Origin of the sequence: Zunongwangia sp. SCSIO 43204 (assembly GCF_019904275.1) — a bacterium.
GTDB lineage: Bacteria > Bacteroidota > Bacteroidia > Flavobacteriales > Flavobacteriaceae > Zunongwangia > Zunongwangia mangrovi.
The window spans coordinates 3,646,840-3,666,883 of sequence record NZ_CP063204.1 but is presented as its reverse complement, the minus strand read 5'-3'; the positions used below and the strand labels follow the sequence as shown (position 1 = coordinate 3,666,883).

Below are 20,044 nucleotides of genomic sequence, written 5' to 3'. Positions count from 1 at the left end.
AGCTAAAATGGTTGAGTCACAATAACAACAGCAAAGGAATAGATCCTTATGTTGGTAGAATTTACCAGAACAAACCAAAAGGATATATAAGAACTATGGACGATGATGCAGGTACAATGTCATCATGGTTTGTAATGCGAAGTTTAGGCCTTTCTCCGGCCAATATTGGGAATCCTGTTTATTATTTAACGGCACCAATATTTAAAGAAATATCAATAAATTATCCTGAAGGAAAAATATTTAAAATCAGCGTAACGAATTACAATAAAGATCATTTTTATGTTGAAAGCGCTACTTTGAATGGTGAAGCTTTAAACCGAAATTGGTTAACACAGCAGGAAATTTTAGTAGGAGGAGAATTGGTGATTAAAACCTCTGCAACTCCTAATAAAAAATGGGGAGTTAAAGAAAACTGGGTTTCTTCAATACAAAATTAAAAAATGACTAAAAAAAGAAAGTCTGATAGTGATATCGGGCTTTTTTTATGATTATTTCTTAAAGAATTGTGCAATTTTCTAATTTGAGTTTTGTGTTTTCCCGATTTTAATTAATTTAAACCCAAAAATTGACTTTTGTGGTCTTTGCTACAATATATTGGCAAAATACTTGTTATAAATAAGCCCAAAAAGTACGATGATGTTGGTAGAAATGCTGAATTGTAGATATCAAGAACATACATCTGTGATAAGATTGGCTATGGATCATTGCCATAACCTGCTTAATAACAGCAGGTGTGGTAAATTACCATATCATAATATTCAGCATACTTTCGAGGTTTATCAATACGTACAAAAAATAGCAGATTACGAAAATCTTACCCCAGAGGAAAAGGAAATCGTTGTTTTGGCCTCACTTTTTCATGATACCGGGAATAGCAATACTTATAAAGGGCACGAAAAAATTAGTGCAGATAATGCTTATGCATTTTTATCAAATATTGGTTATCCTGAAGAAAATATAGAAAAGGTGTGTAATTGCATTAAAGCAACACAAATGCCACAGGCTCCAAAAACCAAGATCGAGGAGATTCTTTGCGATGCAGATCTAGCTCATTTGGGAACCAATGCTTTTAGATCTAAAAATAAATTATTACGATCTGAGTGGTTTAAGTGCTTCAATAAAAATTATACAGATAAAGAGTGGTTAGAGAATAACATCTGTTTTCTAGAATCCCATTCCTATTTTACCAGTTACGGTAAAGAAATTCTACTTCCGAAGAAACAAAAAAATCTTCAGCTGCTTAGAAAAGCATATAACAGGTTGTTAGCAAAACAATAGCCTTTATTTTATCGAAAATCGAAATTAAGTCGGTTGCTTTTTTTAATTTAGAAGCTTAATCTTTCATCCCAATGCTAGAGAAATTAAAAGAAGCTTATCATTTTATTTTTGAAGACGAATTGCTAAAAGAGATCGATAGATCTGGACAGCTAAAAGAATTTAGAGCTGGCGAAATGATCATCGATTTTGGCGATTACCTTAAATCCATGCCTTTACTTTTAGATGGTGCGATTAAAGTGTTAAGGGAAGATAGCGACGGGGACGAATTGTTGCTTTATTTTTTGGAACGTGGTGACACCTGCGCGATGACCTTAAGTTGCTGCCTGGGTACAACAAAAAGTGAAATTAGAGCGGTTGCAGAAAGGGATACCACGCTAATTATGATTCCTATTGAAAAAATGGAAGAGTGGACGGCGCAATATAAAACCTGGAGAAATTTTGTTTTTGAAAGTTACCACACGCGTTTAACTGAAATGCTGGATACTATAGACACCATTGCATTTTTAAATATGGACGAGCGTATCATGAAGTATCTTCAGGATAAAGCCAAGATCAATCAGGATGAGGTAGTGAGCAGCACACATCAGCAAATTGCTTACGATCTACATACTTCTAGAGTGGTGGTTTCCAGAATTCTTAAAAAATTAGAGATCGAAGGTAAGATAAAACTCAACCGTAACCAGATCGAGGTTTTAGATCTTTAAATAGGATTTTTATTTCCCTAAAAAAGCCTTTGTAACACAAGTTACTGTGGTCTTTATCTAAGTCCAATATTTTTGCCCCAGAAATTATAAGAATGGAGATAACGCAGATTTTAGGTTTTATAGGAGCATTGATAATTGGCCTGGTATTGGGTTTAACCGGTGGAGGTGGATCTATTTTAACCGTTCCTGTATTTGTTTATATTCTGCATATTAATCCGGTAACCGCAACTGCATATTCACTTTTTGTGGTTGGATCGAGTTCGGCTGTAGGCGCGATCGATAATTTTAATAAAGGCCGAATAGATTTTAAAAGTTCTATGATCTTTGCGCTTCCGGCAGTGGTCGCCATTTTCTCTACCCGTAAATATTTATTACCTGCAATTCCGCATCATATCACAAATATTGGGAGTTTCGAGCTCACCAAAGATCTTATGATCATGAGTTTCTTTGCTGTGCTAATGCTTATTGCTTCAGCATCGATGATTTTAAAAAAGAAAAAAGAATGCATCGATTGTGATAATAAACCTACCGAAACTAAAAACGGACTAATGATCTTTTTAGGAGCTTTAACCGGACTGGTAACTGGTTTGGTTGGTGCTGGTGGCGGATTTATTATTGTGCCCATATTAGTTTTTCTGGCAGGTTTAAATATGAAAGAAGCGGTAGGAACTTCACTTTTCATTATAGCGATCAATTCGATAATTGGGTTTTTGGGAGATCTTGGCCATATGGAAATCGATTGGGTTTTTCTTATTCTATTTACGATTATTTCGATCGTTGGAATTTTCTTCGGAATTTACCTTAGCCGATTTATCAATTCACATAAACTTAAGAAAGCTTTTGGCTGGATGGTTTTAGTGATGGGAATCTATATTTTGTGGATGGAATTATCTGGAAGTTTGGTTTAGGAAGAATCCCATAAATTATACTTTCAGAAGTAGATAATTCATGATTTATACTGAAAAGCTCCTAATTTGATATTTAACAAAAGTTCGGTTTAATTTTCTTGATTTTACTAAGCTCCAGAAGTCAATATTGCGTAAATTTAAAGGTAATTATAAAGTTTTTCCTCAAAAAGATAATGCGCTTAAAAACAGCGTATTTCAAAACCAAATAAATGGAAAATTTAGATTACGCCCGCCTTCAAATGGCCTTTACACTAGGCTTTCATATTATTTTTGCATGTATTGGTATGGTAATGCCATTTTTTATGGTCGTTTCCCATCACAAATGGTTAAAAACCAGAAATCCTGTTTATTTAAAACTTACCAAAGCCTGGCTTAAAGGAGTTGCAATTTTCTTTGTTACAGGAGCAGTTTCTGGAACTGCACTTTCGTTTGAGTTAGGTATGCTATGGCCAGAGTTTATGAAACATGCCGGCCCAATTATAGGAATGCCATTTTCGTTAGAAGGAGCAGCCTTTTTTGTAGAGGCAATTGCCTTAGGATTTTATCTTTATGGTTGGAATAAACTTCCAGAGAAATTTCACTGGTTTACCGGGGTGATTATCGGTATTTCTGGAGTGCTTTCTGGGATTTTAGTGGTCGCAGCCAATGGTTGGATGAATGCTCCAAGCGGTTTCGAATATATAAATGGAGAATTTACCAATGTAGATCCTGTACAGGCATTTTTAAATCCCGCCTGGTTTTCACAAGCATTACACATGACGCTCGCTGCCTTTGTGGCTACAAGTTTTGGAGTAGCCGGGATTCATGCTTTTCAGATCTTAAGAGGAAAATCTGTAGAAGTGCATAAAAGTGCTTTTAAGATCGCAATTTCTTTTGGTGCTATTGCCGCACTTTTACAGCCCATAAGTGGAGATATTTCGGCTAAAGATGTTGCTGAACGTCAACCGGCTAAATTAGCTGCAATGGAAGCGCATTTTGAAACCGAAGAAGGTGCGCCGCTATTTTTAGGCGGAATAGTTGATGAAGAAAATAAAGAAGTGAATTATAAATTTGAGATTCCAAATGCACTTTCTTTCCTGGCTTTTGGCGATTTTGAAGCTGAAGTAAAAGGCTTAAATGAATTTCCTGAAGATGAAATTCCTCCCGTAGCCATTGTTCATTATGCCTTTCAGGTAATGGTGGGGATAGGGACTTTACTCGCTTTGGCCGGATTGCTGTTTTTTGTAAGCCTTAAAAAGAAATCCTGGATGAATAATAAAAAATACTGGTGGTTTTTTATGCTTTTGGCTCCGCTTGGATTTTTAGCGCTAGAAGCAGGTTGGGTGGTAACCGAAGTTGGTCGCCAGCCATGGATCATTTATCAGATCATGCGCACCAGTGAGGCCGTAACGCCAATGCCGGGAATGAAGTTTAGTTTCTTTATGTATGTCGCGGTTTATATTTTATTAGCGATTACTGTTACCTGGCTAATGCAACGACAAATAAAAGCCCTAAATACCCAAAAAGATTAAGTATGTTATACGTAGTTTTATTTTTCTTACTGTTTTCGTTATTACTGTATGTTCTTTTGGGCGGAGCCGATTTTGGTGCCGGGATCGTCGAATTGTTTTCTTCAAGAGAAAATAAAAAAGTGAATCGTGATACTATTTACAGGGTAATGGGACCAATTTGGGAAGCCAATCATATTTGGTTAATTATTCTTATCGTTATTTTATGGATTGCATTTCCAGTCTATTTTAATATCATAATTATTTATTTACACGTGCCGCTAACTTTGGTGCTGTTAGGCATAACCATGCGTGGCGTTTCCTTTGTTTTTAGACATTATGATGCTTTTCAGGATAAATCGCAATTAATTTATAATGGCTTATTTCGATTTTCCAGTTTTGTAACGCCAATTTTCCTGGGAATGTGTTTTGCTGCTCTTGTTGGTGGAGAATTAATAGTTACTGAAGATTATACCAATTACGGCTTTTACGATCTTTTTATGCAGCCATGGTTTAATGGTTTCAGTATTTTGATGGGATTATTCTATGCTTCACTTTGTGCATTTTTAGCTTCAACTTTATTAATAGGGGAGAGTGAAGGAGATATTAGAAATATGTATATCCGAAAATCGAAGATTTCAACAGGAATTTTAGTGCTTCTTGGATTTGTATTAATTGCTTACGGATTTTTTAATGAGATCGCTTTTATCAGGGATTTTGTAACTAATCCAATTTCAATTGTATGTATCATCCTTTCAGGAATTCTACTATTCCCACTATGGAAGTTTATACGCGCAGGCCGACGGATATTAAGCAGATATTTTGCCGGTCTTCAGGTTGTTTTAGTGCTTTTTGCGGCGCTGGTAGCACATTTTCCGTATGTTATTATTACTTCAGAAGAAGAAATTAGCCTTTTAGAAAATATATCTCCAGATAGCGTGATTATGGTTTTAGGAATATCTTTATTGATTGGAGGTGGAGTAATACTACCGGGATTATTCCATTTAATGAAGTCTTTTAAAATGATAAAAATCTTCGACAGAGACGAACAGCAATTTCAGAAATAATTTTTAAGTGTAAATTTCGCACTTATCTTTTATTTTTTGTCAAAATGTTAGATATTAGACAATAAATTTATAATCTCTCAAATGACGACAAAATTGCACCGCTTAAATCATCTTTTCCTTCTAGCTTTATCGATTTCTATTTTTAGTTGTAATACTGCTGAAAAAAAAGATCAGGAAACCGCTAATTCTGAAGAGACTTCTAAAAAAATTACTTATCATAACCCAATTGTAGCGCAACGAGCAGATCCTTGGGTTCATAAAGCTGAAGATGGTACATATTATTTTATTGCGACTGCGCCAGAATATGATCGTATAGAAATGCGCCAGGCAAAAACTATTAATGGTCTTGGTACGGCCGAACCAAAAGTGATTTGGAACAAGCACGAAAACGGAGTGATGAGTCATCATATCTGGGCGCCAGAATTACACAAGATCGACGGAAAATGGTATGTTTATTTTGCAGCAGGACAAGCTGAAGATGTTTGGAAAATAAGAATGTTCGTGCTTTCTAACGATGCTGAAGATCCAATGACGGGTGAATGGAAAGAGGAAGGACAAATGGAAACCAGTAGAGATTCTTTTTCTTTAGATGCTACAACTTTTGAGCATGATGGAGAACTTTATTACGCGTGGGCACAATCGGTGAGAGAGGAGGGCGGAACTTCGATTTTGCTTTCTCAAATGGAATCTCCCACAAAACTTAAAGGAGAAGAAATTGAAATTACCAATCCCGAATATGATTGGGAGCGTATTGGTTATTTTGTAAATGAAGGCCCGGCGGTGATCAAAAGAAATGGTAAAATATTTATGACCTATTCAGCTAGTGCAACAGATGCTAATTATGCAATCGGGTTATTATGGGCAGAAGAAGATGCCGATCTTATGAATCCAGATTCATGGCATAAATCTGAAAAGCCAGTATTCTCTACAAATGCCGAGCTTAGAAGGTTTGGACCGGGACATAGTTCTTTTACGGTAGCAGAGGATGGAGAAACCGATGTTTTAATTTATCACGCTCGAGTTTACGAAAAGATAAGAGGAAATTCTCTTTATGATTTTAACCGTCATACAAGAGCAAGAACTTTTAGCTGGGATGATAAAGGTTTTCCAGATTTTGGTCAGGATATAGCAGACTAAGTTTTAAAAATCTTAATAAAAAAAGCGCCGATTGGCGCTTTTTTTATTCTTCATCCTGAAAAATATCTTCAATTTTCAGATTAAATAATCGGGCAATTTTAAATGCCAGCGGTAAACTGGGATCAAATTTGCCCTTTTCGATGGCATTTATGGTTTGCCTGGAAACTTCAACGCGATTGGCCAATTCTGCCTGTGTGATGTTTTGCTCGGCTCGTAATACTTTTATTCTATTTTTCATTTGTAACGAGCATTTCCAATTAGCATTGCGATTAGGTACGTGATTCCCATTACGAAAACCAAATGCGAGATTTCAGCATTAAAAGAGATAAGGTTAGTGATATCCAGCATCGAGTAACTAATTCCAACGATTAATGTAATACCTAAAGTTATAGCCATAGCATCCATACTTATTTTACGTTGTAGGGGATCCTGACTGTTAAGATGTTTTCGATTAATCCATATCATGTCAACCCCTACGAGAGTGTTTATAATGATCATCACAATGGTGATAATTTTGTTTTCGTTCCAGATAAATTTTGGGCCAAAAGCAACAAATGCTAAGCTGAAAACCCATAAAAATGTCCAAACCGCCAATGCTTTCGTGTTCTTTTTTAGTTCACTGTGCCAGTTATTTTGTTTTGCTTCCATAAGTAAAATGTGTTTAACTAAAAGTAAAGTTTATTTTACAAATATAGATCAGTTTTTTAAAATGTCAAGTTTTATTTACATTTTTATTTTTTCTGAAATAATTAATAAGTCAATTCAGCGTTAATAAATACCTTTACACAACAACATCAGATTCATTATTATACCCCATAAATTATGATCAAGCAATTTGGAAAAGCCCCATCTGGTAAACGATTAGAAAGAATACAGGAATGTGAAAATTTTAAAGATGGAAGCTTCCATAACATAGAAGAAACCTCGGTAAACCCCAATAATGTATCGATGTTTAAAATGATGAAGGATATGCGAAATCGTCCAAAATCTGTAAATCCGTCAAAAAAAATTCCGTCTGTAAAGACCAATCTTAGTGAAATAAATGCTGAAGAACCTGCTTTTGTGTGGTTTGGACATTCTTCGTATTTGCTGAAAATAAAAGACTATACCATATTGGTAGATCCTGTGTTTAGCGGAAATGCTTCGCCGGTTTCTTTCTTCGGAAAAGCTTACGATGGCGCCAATGAATATGGAGTAGAGGATATGCCTGAAATTGATATTCTACTACTTACGCACGATCATTACGATCACTTAGATTATCCCACAATAGAAAAATTAAAACCAAAAGTAAAACGAGTAGTTTGTTCGTTAGGTGTTGGCGCGCATTTAGAATATTGGGGCTACCAAAGTATGATCATAACCGAATTAAATTGGTGGGAATCTATAAAGATTATCGATAATTTAAAAATTACAGCAACGCCTTCAAGACATTTTTCCGGACGCTTGTTTAAACGTGGCAATACATTGTGGTCGTCTTTTGTTTTTGAAGCTTTTGGATACAAATTATATTTAGGTGGCGATTCGGGTTACAGTCCGCAGTTTAAAGAAATAGGTGATAAATTTGGCCAATTTGACCTTGCAATTTTAGAATGCGGTCAATACGGTGAAAACTGGCCGCAAATTCATAATTTCCCAGAAGAGATTGTGAAGGCTGCAAACGATCTACAAGCCAAAAAAGTGATTCCTGTTCACTGGGCAAAATTTACACTTTCTACGCATCCGTGGAATGAACCTATTAAACGTTTTACAAAAGCCGCTGATGCGGATAAATTAAGCTATGTGAGCCCTAAAATTGGAGAGCTATATCAACTAAATCAGGAATTTAAGCAGGAAGTTTGGTGGGATTTTGAATAATTTCGATTAAATTCATAGGGTAGTTCATACTTCTTACCTATGAAAAAATTGATATTATTTTGTTTCCTGATGTTTCAGGCAAGCCTGGCTTTGTTTTCTCAGAACTCACCAGAAATTAAGGTGGGCAATAAAAAACTGGATCTTGCTAAGTTAAATGTAGACGTGAAAATTGCCGGAAACCTGGCGACTACAACATTCGAATTATTTTTCTACAATCCAAACGATGAAAGGCTGGAAGGCGAGTTAAGTTTTCCACTAGGCGAAGGCCGTGAAGTAAGCCGGTTCGCCTTAGATATCAACGGAAAACTAAGGGAAGCGGTAATTGTTGAAAAAGAAAAAGCTCGCGTTGCTTTTGAAAGTACGGTAAGGCGGCGTATCGATCCTGCATTGCTCGAGAAAACGCAGGGAAATAATTACAAAGCACGGATTTTTCCTATCGAAGCAAAATCTTATAAACGTGTAGTTTTGGCTTATGAAGAAGAATTGATTCTGAATAAAGGTGAGTTATTTTATCAATTACCGTTAGAATATGATGTTAAACTTGAGAATTTCAACTTGAAAATTAGCGTTGCCGGAATCGATGATGCTTCAGCTTTAAAATCAAACTTGAAATTCGAGAATTCCGATGGAAATTTAATTTCAGAAATTGAGAAAGAGAACTTTAAGTTAGATCAGGATTTTATTTTCAGAATTGATAAAAATGATGCAAAACCAACATTTGTAGCTCAGGATGACTTTTTTTACTGGTATAATTCGGTTGAAGCCAAGGAGCGCATCAGGCCAAAACCATCAAAAATTAGCATCTTTTGGGATGTTTCGTATTCAGAAAAAGACAGGCAAATTCAAAAGGAAATCGATCTTCTAGAGTGCTATTTTGAAGATTTAAAAAATGTTGAAGTCGAATTGATCACTTTCGATTATAAAGAGCGAAAAAGATCATCTTTTAAAGTCGAAAATGGAGATTCTAAAGCACTTTTTGAATTTTTAAAATCTCAGGTTTATGATGGAGGAACGGCTTACAATCAATTAGATTTTAATTCTGAAGATAGTGAGGCAATTTTATTATTTAGCGATGGCTTAGACAATTTTGGAGGTTTTAAGGAGGAATTTAATCGTCCCATTTTCGCCATAAACAGCAAAACTTCAGCAGATCATAAAGAGCTTCAACAGGTTTCTTTGCAATCTAGCGGAAATTATATCAATCTTAAAAACTTAGGCTTAGAGGAAGCGATTTCAAAACTTAAAAATCAGCCGTTTTTATTTTTAGGAGCAACTTCAGAAGATAATTCCCTTGAAATTTATCCAAAAGAGAAAAAGATACTCAATAACGATTTTACACTTACCGGGAAAGGTTTTGAAAATACAAGGATCACTTTAAAGTTTGGATTTGGGAATGAAGTGGTGAATACGATCGAGATTAATCCGGTAGATGCGATCGATGTTAAAAATTGGGGAATCGATAAGAAATGGGCGAATCAAAAAATTGACTTCCTAAATGCCCAAAATGATGATGTAGAAGCTAAAATTGTTGAAGTAAGCGAAAATTATCAGGTACTTTCAGACTACACGTCCTTGTTGGTTTTAGACCGCCTATCAGATTATATCGAGTACGAAATCACGCCACCAGAAGAGATGTTAGAGGAGTATCAGGATGCCATGCGACGTAAAAAGTCCAGTTTAGCAAATCGCCAAAATAACCTAGAAGCAAAACGCTTATTGATTATCGATGGATATAATGATATTGAAAAATGGTACGGAAAAACGCCCAAAATCGATATTTCAAAAGATACTATTTCTCAAAGAACCAACAATCCTGTTACGAGCGTAGTAGATTCTGGAGAGGAAGCTTCAGAGGGTGAACCGACTTCAAATTCAACATCCAGTTCAAATTCAGGAGAAGATATTCCCGGCGATGAAAATTCAAATCATTTGGTAAAAGGAAATGTGAGGGCGGCAGGAGACGATCTTGTTTTACCGGGTGTGAATGTTATTATCGAAGGAAGTTCAAACGGAGCTCAAACCGATTTTGATGGGAATTATCAGATTTACGTAAACGAAGGTGAAAAATTGATCTTCAGTTATATTGGCTTTAAAACCAAGGAAGTGGTTGTTACTGGTGATAAAATTGATGTAGCACTAGAAGAAGACGCTTCAGCTTTAGAAGAAGTCGTGGTTACGGGTTATGAAAGCGAATCGTCTAATGCGAGGACGAGTGCAGTAACTGCTTTACAAGGTAGTGCAGCCGGAATTCAGGTAGTAAACGATGAAGAAGAAATTGTACGAATAAGAGGAGCAGCCAGTTTATCTAATAAAAACCCAATTTATATTGTAAATGGAAATTTAGTTAGTGAAATGCCCAATTTGAATGCTGATGATATAGCTGAACTTTACAATATAAATTCAGAAAATGCCACTAAACTTTATGGTGCTCAAGCAGCTGGCGGTGTAGTTGTTATTAAAACTAAAGAGCTTTCAGAAAATGAAAAAGATAAAATTGCCGAATTAGAATTACAAATTGAAGACGAACTGGAATTAAAAGGATGGAATCCAAATTCAGCATATATCAGGCAACTTAAACGAACAAATTCTGCGGAAGAAGCCTATCAATTATACCTGGAATTAAGAGAAGATTATAATAATATGCCATCGTTCTATATGGATGTTGCCGATTATTTTCTGAAACAAAATGAAGCTGAAAAAGCCTTCAGAATTATTTCTAATATTGCTGAAATTGAGCTCGATAATTATGAGCTGAGTCGGGCGTTGGCTTATAAATTAGAAGCCGAAGGAAAAACTGAAATGGCCGAGTATATTTACGCGAAAGTTTTAGAATTACGTCCTGAAGATATCCAATCTTATCGTGATCTGGCTTTAATTAAGATCGAAAACGGGTATTTTCAGGAAGCTTTAGAATTGCTTTACAAAATTGTAAACGGAGATTTAGTAGAAAAAGATGAAGCACGCAGATTTTCTGGAATCGAAGATATTTCTTTTGTAGAAATGAATAACCTAATTGCGCTTCATAAAAATGAACTGGATTTATCGAATATTGACAAAAGATTCATTAGCCCAATGGATATGGATCTTCGCGTGGTGGTCGATTGGAATCACAACGACACCGATATCGATCTCTGGGCGATCGATCCAAAAGACGAAAAATGCTGGTATCAAAATAAAAGAACCAAAATAGGCGGAATAATTTCTGATGATATGACTGAAGGTTTTGGGCCTGAATCTTTTAAACTGAAAGAAGCAATAAGCGGTAATTACGAAATGTTTATTGATTATTACAGCGATAATGTTCAGAAAATATCTGGACCCACATTTTTAAAAGTCACAGTTTTCAAAAATTACGGAACTAAAGATCAGCAAAAAACATTAAAAGTTTATAGATTAGAAAATAATGACGACGAGCTAAAAGTTGGCGAAATAAAATTCTAAGATTTGCTAAAAACAAGACATTTTATTGGATTATTGGTTTTGGGCATAGGGTTTTTGATAAAAATGCTATTTACGCACCTGGTAGAATATTACGCATTGGTGAAAGGCATCAGTTTATTTTTCATTTTTGTTGGCCTGGCCATTTTGCTGGTGGGAGTTATAATTAGATCTGAAGAAGTAGATAAAGGTTCCTTTAAAAAAGACCCTATCACTTATATTTTGGTGAGCTTGATGCAAATAATCCTTGTGATCGGAATTACTGGTTTTGCCATTGTTTTAGAACATTTTGCTGAAGGAGCAAATCATCAACTAGCCAAAGTAATTATCCAAAATTCGTATAATGAAACTATTGCCGTCGTTAGTGAAGAACATCGTGTCACTAAAGTGTTTACCACTAATGGCTACGAAGATTTTGCGATCTTTAATTACCAAAATAATTTTGGAACTTTAGAACAACAAGGCAAAAAAGTTGACGCTTATTTGCGTGAAAAATTACTCCGAAAATCGATTAATTACGACGGAAAAAGAATGATCGCAAGACTCGACGGGCAGCAATTTAAAATTCGATATTCTACTCGTTTTCCTTCGATGTTTATTATAGAATAATTTAGCGTACCATTTCGAATAACAGGTTGGTATTTGGATCTAAACTTATCGAAACTGGTTCTTCCTGAAGTTCTACTTCAAAAGTTTCTTTCTTTTTAGTAATATCAAGTTCGATAATTTTAGACGTTTGATCATAAAATCTTAGTTCAAATTCTAATGGAAATTCAAAATGATTTTTTTGAAGTTGTTGAATTGTAACTTTCCATTTTCCATCTTCAAACTTATGATCGTATTTAATTTTTGGCTGGCCATATTGTGTTGTCCACTGTTTAAAAAACTGGTCTAGATCTTCTCCTGAAGCTGCTTCGAATTCGGTTTGTAGATCTGCTGAATTTGCATTGCTAAATTTGTAATTCTGGTAATAGTGCTGAATTGCTTTCCAGAAATTTTCGTCACCTACTTTTCTGCGAAGCATGTGCAATACCCAGGCTCCTTTTTGATAAGAATTAGGGTTCAGAAGTTCCATTAAATCGGTGCGAGAACTATCGATTACCGCTGTTTTTGTAGTCTGACTAAAACCAATCACCTGGCGGCGCTCTTCCTGCAATTTCTCGTCTAATTTTGATTTTCCGTATTTATGCTCGGCATAAAGATCGGTGAAATACGTAGCAAAACCTTCGCTTAACCAAAGATGCGACCAGTCAATTTCGGAAGCTGAATCTCCAAACCACTGGTGTGCAATTTCGTGTGCCAAAAGAAATTCTGATGAACGTTTTCCATCAACCGAATTTTCAAAATAGAAAATATTTCCTGCATTCTCCATTCCGCCATAACGCGTGGTCGATTGTACGTTGGCTAATTTTGTAAAAGGAAAAGGCGCTATTTTTTCAGTAAAATAATTTAAGATTTCTTCAGCCTGTGCATAATCGTAAAACCCAGCTTCTTTATTTTCTGGATACACCCAGGATGAAAGCGGAATTTTTGCAATTTCACCTAAATGTTGTACGGCAAATTCTGCCACACCAATCACCATTACTTTTGTAGGTAATTCTAGCGGAGAAGCATAAACATAAAGTGAATTATCATCATCGATATTGGTCACTTCCTGAAGTGTTCCTGTGGCCACCACCTGATATTTTGAAGGAGCGGTTACATGAAAAGAAACTTTTGCTTTATCTGAAGGGTGATCGATTAGTGGTAACCAAAGATGGGCCCTATTTGGCCAGTTATCACCAAAAAAAGTGCGGTCTCCGTATTTATTTTCACTAATTATGAGTCCGTCTTCCGGAATTCCGTGATAATAGATCGTCACTTCATCTTCAGCAGTAGTGCTGATATTTAATTTTTCTTCGGAATGTTTAAAATCTAAGCTTTTTCCATTTTGAAGAATACTGTCCACTTGCATGCCTTTGCCATTTTCTTCCGCAGCAAAATCTAGTTCAAGGACATCAGCTCCTTCAGTATACTTAAAATCGATAAGTGTTTTTCCTTCAATTACGTCGTTGTTATCATTCAGTTTTAGATGAAATTCATATTCCTGGATATCTACTTTTGGATTTTGTGCTAATAATAGAGCAGGAGTAAGGATATTCAGAATAGAGAGAAGAAAAAAATTGCGTTTCATTTTATCGATTTTGAGCTTTAAAATTACTGTTTTCAATTCAGCTAGAAAATAAAAAAGCCGCTTCTATGTAAAAAGCGACTTTTTTAGTTATCAACTATTCGTCATTCCGGACTTGATCCGGAATCTCATAAAGATTGTAAAATAAAAATTATAGAGTGAGACCCTGAATCGAGCCTGCCAGCCGGCGAGGCAGGTTCAGGGTGACTATAATTCCATCTTGACTTTTAGCTCACATTTAATTCATTTAAAAGATTAGAACTGCGGAGTTTCGCAACGTTCATCGATTAATCCTTCGTTTTTTAGTTCGACCCAAAAGTCTTTTGGGATCTTCACATCAAAAGCTTTTACATTTTCGACGTTTTGATAAGGCTTGCTGGCACCGGCTAAAACAGTATCGACTACTTTTGGCGCGTAAGAAAACTGTATGGCTGCTTTTGCAAGATCTACATCGTATTTATCGGCTATTTTTATCATCTTTTTGTAGCGAGAATCTACATCTTCGGGCATTTCACCTGCATAATTATATCGCTTTTGGCCGCTTAGTAAACCAGCGTTAAAAGGCGCAGCAACGATTAATCCAACTCCACTTTCTTCAACCTTTGGAAAAAGACGATCTAAAGAATCTTTATGATCGATCATCGAATATTGAATCGCAGAAACAAATAAATCTGGATCGGCATAATCGATCGTTCTTATAATTGGTTCTACGGTATTCACACCAAGTCCCCAACCTTTAATTAAACCTTCTTCACGCATTTTGGTAAGCTCTGGCATCGCACCTTTTTTAGCGATTTCAAAATGTTCTTCCCAATCACCAAGATCGGCATTATTGTCTGGCGAAAGATCGTGAATAAAAGCATAATTGATACTTTCTACGCCCAATCGCTGCAAACTATCTTCTACAGATCTTCTAACACCGTCGGCAGTATAATCATAGCGATAATCGAAAGGAGATGGATCTACCCATTGTGTTTCAGGAATATTGTTTGTCGGAGTAAAAAGTCGGCCTACTTTTGTAGAGAGGATATAATCTTCACGTTTTTTATTTTTTAGGAAGTGCCCCATCCTACGCTCACTTAAACCTAAGCCATACCATGGCGAAGTATCATATTGTCGAATGCCGCTTTCCCAGGCAGATTCTAGCGCCTGTCCAGCTTGTTTATCATCTATTTTATTGAAACCGGTACCAATGGCAACGCCCCCAAAAGCCAGTTTTTCTAATTTTAAATTTTTCTTAGTGCTCATATTTTCTTTTTCTGAATTTTAGCCTGAAAATAATAAAGTATTTAGTTACTCAGGCTTAGTTTAACGCCTTATAACATTTATATTTATACTTAAAGGTTTGCGATTGTTAAGGGATATTTAAGGTCTTCTAATCTTTTAGCAAGACTTTGAATGGGAAGACTGTAACAAAAGTTACTGGCCTTGCTTTAGCTTTTGGTTACTTTTGCTGCGGAATAATAAATAAATGGACAAATATTTAAAAATAATTCAGGATTCGTTTACCGGGTATTTTAATTACCTGGTGCAGGAGATTACCAATCCTTCCTGGACCAATTATTTTTACTGGCTTATAGCAATTTCACTATTTGTCTGGATTTTGGAAATTGTATTGCCCTGGCGTAAAGAACAACCGATCTTTAGAAAAGGTTTTTGGCTGGATGGTTTTTATATTTTATTCAATTTTTTCCTGTTTTCGTTGATTGGTTACAATGCCTTATCGAATATTGGTGTAGCGCTTTTCAATGATTTCCTGGGACTTTTTGGGATTGAAAATATTGTGGCCATAAATATTCAAAATCTGCCAGTTTGGGGACAGTTGTTGATTATGTTCGTGATTGCCGATTTTATTCAGTGGAATGTTCATCGACAGTTACATAAACGTCCTTGGTTATGGCAATTTCATAAAGTACATCATAGTGTAAAAGAAATGGGATTTGCGGCGCAGTTTAGGTTTCATTTTATGGAGACGATTTTTTACAAAACCGCACAGTATATTCCGTTAGCGATGATAGGTTTTGGGATTCAGGAGTTTTTTATTGTTCATATGTTTAGTGTCTTGATTGGGCATTTAAACCATGCGAATGTGGGCTGGAATTATGGATTTTTAGGTTATATTTTCAACAATCCAAAAATGCATATCTGGCATCACTCCAAAGCATTGCCCGATTCCCATCCCTACGGAATGAATTTCGGCTTAAGTTTAAGTATTTGGGATTATCTTTTTAAGACAGCATATATTCCGAAGAGCGGAAAAAGTATAGAACTTGGTTTTGAAGGAGACGAAGATTTCCCACGAAGCTTTAAAGAACAAATGACTTTTCCGTTTAAAAATAAAAAAGAAACAAACTAATAAAAGAAAAGAGAAATGATCATAGAACAGTTTAATGACGAGGCTTTAGCCCATTATTCGTATGCAATTGTAAGTGAAGGTGAAATGGCGCTGGTAGATCCATCTAGAAATCCTATGCCGTATTATAAGTTTGCTGAAGAAAATAATGCAAAGATCGTAGCGGTTTTCGAAACACATCCTCATGCCGATTTTATAAGCAGTCATTTACAAATTCATGAAGAAACTGCTGCAACTATTTTTGTGAGCAAATTGGTAGGCGCAGATTATGATCATAAAAGTTTTGATGAAGGTGATACTTTCGAATTAGGAAAGGTAACTTTTAGCGCTTTAAACACACCGGGGCACAGTCCAGATAGTATTACGGTAGTAGCCAAAGAAGAAAACGAAACGGCTCTTTTTACAGGGGATACTTTATTTATTGGAAATGTTGGTCGGCCAGATTTACGTGAAAACGCCGGGAACATGAAAGCCAAGCGTATCGATCTTGCCAAGCAAATGTATAACACCATGCAAACCAAATTTAACGATCTGCCAGATGATGCTTTGGTATATCCGGCGCATGGTGCAGGTTCTTTGTGTGGTAAAAATATGAGTAGTGATTCTTCCAGTACTTTAGGAAATGAACGCATGGGAAACTGGGCTTTTAAAGAACAAACCGAGGATGAGTTTGTAGATGAGATTTTAAAAGATCAGCCGTTTATACCATCTTATTTTGGGTTTGATGTTGATATCAACAAAGCCGGAGCTTTAAACGTACAGAAAGCAAAATATAATGTTCCGGTTTTTCTAAATGTAGATGAAGTTGAAGAAGGTCTAACGATCGTAGATACAAGAGGCGGAGACGATTTTAAAAAGTCACATTTGCCGGGAAGCATTAATATTATGGCGACATCGCCTAAGCAAAAGTTCGAAACCTGGTTAGGAGCGATCATTCAGCCAGAAGAAGCTTTTTATTTAGTGGCGCCTTCAGTAGAAGATATTGATGCTTTGTTGGAGCGTGTTGCAAAAATTGGTTACGAAAAACATCTAAAAGCGATCATTACTGTTGCTGAAGATCTTGAAGGTTCTACCGAATTTTTAGAGGTAGATCATTTTAAAGAAAATCCTTCAGCATATACAATTGTGGATATTAGAAATACTTCTGAAGTTGAAGAAGGGAAGTTTTTTGAAAGTGCGATTGCCATTCCACTAAATGAATTAAGAGATCGTACAGACGAAATCCCAACAGATAAACCAGTCGTTGTGCATTGTGCCGGCGGCTATCGATCTGCAGCCGGAAGTAGCATTGTAGATAAGCAGTTAAACGGAATTAAAGTTTTTGATTTAAGTGATGCCGTGAACGATTTTAAATAGATATTTAAGGATTTTCTTTTATAAAATTTTGAGTCAATCCCAATTTCTAAGTGAAGTTGGGATTTTTCTTTATACTGAAATTCGATGTTTCGGAGCATAATTTTTAGAATATTAATAAATTATTAATCCTTCAGTAAAAGCCTTATTAATTTTCTATATTTACAAAGCTTGTTGCTTATAATGAGCAAAAATTGATCAAATATGGAGAAAAAGTTTAAGGTTAAAGTGAATGATACATCAGAATTTGAGTTCACTGAAGACCAAATCTTAGATTTAGATATTCAAGCCATTGGAAATGCCGATTTTCATATACTTCATGAGCATAAATCCTTCAAAGCTTCCGTAGAAAAAAGCGATTTCTTAAAAAGGCAATATTCGATAAAAATCAACTCCAATATTTATAATATCAATATCGCAAACGATTTAGATCTTTTGATCGAAAAGATGGGACTTTCCCTCGGCTCTGCCCAATTGATCAACGATATTAAAGCACCAATGCCAGGATTAATTCTGGAAGTGAATGTCGAAGAAGGCACAGCGGTAAAAGAAGGCAATTATTTACTGGTTTTAGAAGCCATGAAAATGGAAAATACGATTACTGCGCCACGAGACGGAGTGGTAAAAAGTATCCAGATCAAAAAAGGCGAAACCGTAGAGAAAAATCAATTGCTTATCGAAATGGAATAATCCTTATTCCGCTAAAATTTGTAAAAAATGATGAAAATATTAGTAGCTAACCGTGGTGAGATTGCCCTGCGAGTACTAAAAACTATTCAGAAAATGGGCATTAAAACAGTGGCTATTTTTTCTGAAGCCGATAGAAATGCACCGCACGTAAAATTTGCTGATGAAGCAGTCTGCGTTGGCCCGGCTCCTTCTAATCAATCCTATTTGTTAGGAGATAAGATCATTGAAATTTGTAAAGAATTAAATGTCGACGGAATTCATCCCGGATACGGATTTCTAAGCGAAAATGCCGATTTTGCTGAAGTTGTTGAGAAAGCTGGAATCACGTTTATCGGTCCGCATAGTAAAGCCATTCGAATTATGGGAAGTAAGCTCGCTGCCAAAGATGCGGTGAAGAAATATGATATTCCTATGGTTCCCGGAATCGATGAAGCGATTACAGATACGGCGGAAGCTAAAAAGATCGCTAAAGAAATTGGTTATCCTATTTTAATAAAAGCCTCTGCCGGTGGTGGTGGAAAAGGAATGCGTGTAGTGGAGCAGGAAAAGGATCTGGAAGACCAAATGAAACGTGCCATTAGTGAAGCCGAATCTGCCTTTGGTGATGGTTCTGTTTTTATAGAAAAATATGTGGCTTCTCCGCGTCATATTGAAATTCAGGTTTTGGCCGATACGCACGGAAATACGCTGCATTTATTTGAGCGTGAATGCTCGGTACAACGTCGTCACCAAAAAGTGATCGAGGAAGCGCCATCGATAGTTTTAGACGAAAAATTAAGGGACGAAATGGGAAAAGCAGCCGTTCGGGTTGCTGAAGCCTGCGATTATGTGGGCGCCGGTACGGTTGAGTTCTTGTTCGATGAAAGTCGAAATTTTTATTTTTTAGAGATGAATACCAGGCTTCAGGTAGAGCATCCTGTAACCGAATATATCACGGGAATCGATCTTGTTGAAGAACAGATTAAAATTGCAAGGGGAGAGGAGCTCAGCTTCAAACAGGATGATTTAAAGATCACTGGTCATGCACTGGAGTTGCGGGTTTATGCTGAAGATCCAATGGATAATTTTCTGCCGAGCGTTGGAAAACTGGAGAAATATAAAATTCCTTCAGGAGAGAAAATTAGGGTAGACAATGGATTTGAAGAAGGGATGGACGTGCCGATCTATTACGATCCTATGCTGGCCAAATTAATTACCTACGGAAAGAATAGAGAAGAAGCGATCCAGTTAATGATCAAAGCGATCGATGATTATCAGCTAGAAGGTGTTTCTACAACGCTGAGTTTCGGGAAATTCGTTTTTGAACATGAAGCCTTTACTTCAGGAAATTTTGACACCCATTTTGTGAAGAAATATTATTCTCCTGAAAAACTTCAAAATGAAATTGAAGAAGAATCGAAGCTGGCCGCTTTGGTTGCCTTGCGGCAATATTTAAAAGATCAGAAAAAACTAAGATTACCCATTACTGAAGCAAGAGAGTAATTCAGTTGGCAGTAATCAGTGGATGTAAATTTGAAAATGTGCTGATGCGATGATTTGAAAATTCTAATAAATTGAAATTGAGTAGCAGATTTTTGTCATTTCGACCCAGCCTCGCCGGTAAGC

The 20,044-nt window shown here is 36.1% G+C and carries 18 protein-coding genes; 14 read left to right on the top strand and 4 right to left on the bottom strand.

Annotated elements, in window-relative coordinates; genetic code table 11:
• The first annotated feature begins 11 nt into the window (after window positions 1-11).
• The 7 genes from INR75_RS16300 (at window position 12) to INR75_RS16270 (ending at window position 6,581) form a co-directional block, all read left to right on the top strand.
• Entirely contained in the window at window positions 12-437 is a 426-nt protein-coding gene (locus tag INR75_RS16300) for a glycoside hydrolase domain-containing protein (protein WP_255584574.1), read from the top strand.
• 196 nt (window positions 438-633) lie between these two features.
• Complete coding sequence (locus INR75_RS16295; RefSeq protein ID WP_223089621.1) at window positions 634-1,278, top strand: HD domain-containing protein; 645 nt, start codon at window positions 634-636, stop codon at window positions 1,276-1,278.
• Between the two features lie 71 nt (window positions 1,279-1,349).
• Entirely contained in the window at window positions 1,350-1,982 is a 633-nt protein-coding gene (locus INR75_RS16290) for a Crp/Fnr family transcriptional regulator (RefSeq protein WP_223089620.1), read from the top strand.
• A gap of 92 nt (window positions 1,983-2,074) precedes the next feature.
• Window positions 2,075-2,890, top strand: a complete 816-nt coding sequence (locus INR75_RS16285) for a sulfite exporter TauE/SafE family protein (RefSeq protein WP_223089619.1) — start codon at window positions 2,075-2,077, stop codon at window positions 2,888-2,890.
• A 209-nt stretch (window positions 2,891-3,099) separates the two neighbouring features.
• The gene (locus tag INR75_RS16280; protein WP_223089618.1) at window positions 3,100-4,401 is read left to right on the top strand and encodes a cytochrome ubiquinol oxidase subunit I; all 1,302 of its coding nucleotides are present in this window, start codon (window positions 3,100-3,102) and stop codon (window positions 4,399-4,401) included.
• 2 nt (window positions 4,402-4,403) lie between these two features.
• Window positions 4,404-5,444 carry a cytochrome d ubiquinol oxidase subunit II gene (locus tag INR75_RS16275; RefSeq protein ID WP_084841530.1) on the top strand — a complete coding sequence of 347 codons (1,041 nt, stop codon included), beginning with the start codon at window positions 4,404-4,406 and terminating at the stop codon, window positions 5,442-5,444.
• Between the two features lie 81 nt (window positions 5,445-5,525).
• Window positions 5,526-6,581 carry a family 43 glycosylhydrolase gene (locus INR75_RS16270; protein ID WP_223089617.1) on the top strand — a complete coding sequence of 352 codons (1,056 nt, stop codon included), beginning with the start codon at window positions 5,526-5,528 and terminating at the stop codon, window positions 6,579-6,581.
• Window positions 6,582-6,624: 43 nt separating this feature from the next.
• Here INR75_RS16270 and INR75_RS16265 read toward each other — a convergent pair whose 3' ends face one another.
• Window positions 6,625-6,819, bottom strand: a complete 195-nt coding sequence (locus tag INR75_RS16265; protein WP_084841532.1) for a helix-turn-helix transcriptional regulator — start codon at window positions 6,817-6,819, stop codon at window positions 6,625-6,627.
• Window positions 6,816-7,229 (bottom strand): hypothetical protein, encoded by a 414-nt coding sequence (locus INR75_RS16260; RefSeq protein WP_223089616.1) that lies wholly within the window; start codon window positions 7,227-7,229, stop codon window positions 6,816-6,818. The genes INR75_RS16265 and INR75_RS16260 overlap by 4 nt, the downstream gene beginning before the upstream one ends.
• 174 nt (window positions 7,230-7,403) lie before the next feature.
• Between INR75_RS16260 and INR75_RS16255 the strand changes: the two genes are divergently transcribed.
• The 3 genes from INR75_RS16255 to INR75_RS16245 are packed head-to-tail and all read left to right on the top strand — an operon-like array spanning window position 7,404 to window position 12,482.
• Complete coding sequence (locus INR75_RS16255) at window positions 7,404-8,435, top strand: MBL fold metallo-hydrolase (RefSeq protein WP_223089615.1); 1,032 nt, start codon at window positions 7,404-7,406, stop codon at window positions 8,433-8,435.
• 39 nt (window positions 8,436-8,474) lie between these two features.
• Window positions 8,475-11,876 (top strand): VIT domain-containing protein, encoded by a 3,402-nt coding sequence (locus INR75_RS16250; RefSeq protein WP_223089614.1) that lies wholly within the window; start codon window positions 8,475-8,477, stop codon window positions 11,874-11,876.
• Between the two features lie 3 nt (window positions 11,877-11,879).
• Entirely contained in the window at window positions 11,880-12,482 is a 603-nt protein-coding gene (locus INR75_RS16245) for a hypothetical protein (RefSeq protein ID WP_223089613.1), read from the top strand.
• Window position 12,483: 1 nt separating this feature from the next.
• On the opposite strand, the gene INR75_RS16240 is transcribed toward INR75_RS16245, so the two are convergent.
• Window positions 12,484-14,046, bottom strand: coding sequence for a M1 family metallopeptidase (locus INR75_RS16240; protein ID WP_223089612.1), 1,563 nt, complete (start codon window positions 14,044-14,046; stop codon window positions 12,484-12,486).
• Window positions 14,047-14,298: 252 nt separating this feature from the next.
• On the bottom strand, window positions 14,299-15,291 hold the full coding sequence (locus INR75_RS16235; RefSeq protein ID WP_223089611.1) for an aldo/keto reductase: 993 nt from the start codon (window positions 15,289-15,291) through the stop codon (window positions 14,299-14,301).
• 223 nt (window positions 15,292-15,514) lie between these two features.
• On the opposite strand from INR75_RS16235, the gene INR75_RS16230 reads away from it, so the two are divergent.
• The 4 genes from INR75_RS16230 to accC all read left to right on the top strand — a co-directional run bounded on the left by INR75_RS16230 (window position 15,515) and on the right by accC (window position 19,921).
• A complete protein-coding gene (locus INR75_RS16230; protein WP_223089610.1) occupies window positions 15,515-16,399 on the top strand; it encodes a sterol desaturase family protein in 885 nt (294 codons plus the stop codon).
• Between the two features lie 15 nt (window positions 16,400-16,414).
• The gene (locus INR75_RS16225; protein ID WP_223089609.1) at window positions 16,415-17,752 is read left to right on the top strand and encodes an MBL fold metallo-hydrolase; all 1,338 of its coding nucleotides are present in this window, start codon (window positions 16,415-16,417) and stop codon (window positions 17,750-17,752) included.
• 201 nt (window positions 17,753-17,953) lie between these two features.
• Window positions 17,954-18,439: a biotin/lipoyl-containing protein gene (locus tag INR75_RS16220; protein WP_223089608.1), complete on the top strand. Its 486-nt coding sequence runs from the start codon at window positions 17,954-17,956 to the stop codon at window positions 18,437-18,439.
• Between the two features lie 27 nt (window positions 18,440-18,466).
• A complete protein-coding gene (gene accC, locus INR75_RS16215) occupies window positions 18,467-19,921 on the top strand; it encodes an acetyl-CoA carboxylase biotin carboxylase subunit (RefSeq protein ID WP_223089607.1) in 1,455 nt (484 codons plus the stop codon).
• Window positions 19,922-20,044: the final 123 nt, after the last annotated feature.

What these genes read in the sequence shown, in the direction of transcription:
- INR75_RS16230 (WP_223089610.1), top strand. Translation starts at nt 15,515, where the DNA reads ATGGACAAATATTTAAAAATAATTCAGGATTCGTTTACCGGGTATTTT.
- INR75_RS16255 (WP_223089615.1), top strand. Translation starts at nt 7,404, where the DNA reads ATGATCAAGCAATTTGGAAAAGCCCCATCTGGTAAACGATTAGAAAGA.
- INR75_RS16220 (WP_223089608.1), top strand. Translation starts at nt 17,954, where the DNA reads ATGGAGAAAAAGTTTAAGGTTAAAGTGAATGATACATCAGAATTTGAG.
- INR75_RS16240 (WP_223089612.1), bottom strand. Translation starts at nt 14,046, where the DNA reads ATGAAACGCAATTTTTTTCTTCTCTCTATTCTGAATATCCTTACTCCT.
- INR75_RS16225 (WP_223089609.1), top strand. Translation starts at nt 16,415, where the DNA reads ATGATCATAGAACAGTTTAATGACGAGGCTTTAGCCCATTATTCGTAT.
- INR75_RS16295 (WP_223089621.1), top strand. Translation starts at nt 634, where the DNA reads ATGATGTTGGTAGAAATGCTGAATTGTAGATATCAAGAACATACATCT.
- INR75_RS16290 (WP_223089620.1), top strand. Translation starts at nt 1,350, where the DNA reads ATGCTAGAGAAATTAAAAGAAGCTTATCATTTTATTTTTGAAGACGAA.
- INR75_RS16280 (WP_223089618.1), top strand. Translation starts at nt 3,100, where the DNA reads ATGGAAAATTTAGATTACGCCCGCCTTCAAATGGCCTTTACACTAGGC.
- INR75_RS16265 (WP_084841532.1), bottom strand. Translation starts at nt 6,819, where the DNA reads ATGAAAAATAGAATAAAAGTATTACGAGCCGAGCAAAACATCACACAG.
- INR75_RS16250 (WP_223089614.1), top strand. Translation starts at nt 8,475, where the DNA reads ATGAAAAAATTGATATTATTTTGTTTCCTGATGTTTCAGGCAAGCCTG.
- INR75_RS16235 (WP_223089611.1), bottom strand. Translation starts at nt 15,291, where the DNA reads ATGAGCACTAAGAAAAATTTAAAATTAGAAAAACTGGCTTTTGGGGGC.
- INR75_RS16270 (WP_223089617.1), top strand. Translation starts at nt 5,526, where the DNA reads ATGACGACAAAATTGCACCGCTTAAATCATCTTTTCCTTCTAGCTTTA.
- INR75_RS16260 (WP_223089616.1), bottom strand. Translation starts at nt 7,229, where the DNA reads ATGGAAGCAAAACAAAATAACTGGCACAGTGAACTAAAAAAGAACACG.
- accC (WP_223089607.1), top strand. Translation starts at nt 18,467, where the DNA reads ATGATGAAAATATTAGTAGCTAACCGTGGTGAGATTGCCCTGCGAGTA.
- INR75_RS16275 (WP_084841530.1), top strand. Translation starts at nt 4,404, where the DNA reads ATGTTATACGTAGTTTTATTTTTCTTACTGTTTTCGTTATTACTGTAT.
- INR75_RS16285 (WP_223089619.1), top strand. Translation starts at nt 2,075, where the DNA reads ATGGAGATAACGCAGATTTTAGGTTTTATAGGAGCATTGATAATTGGC.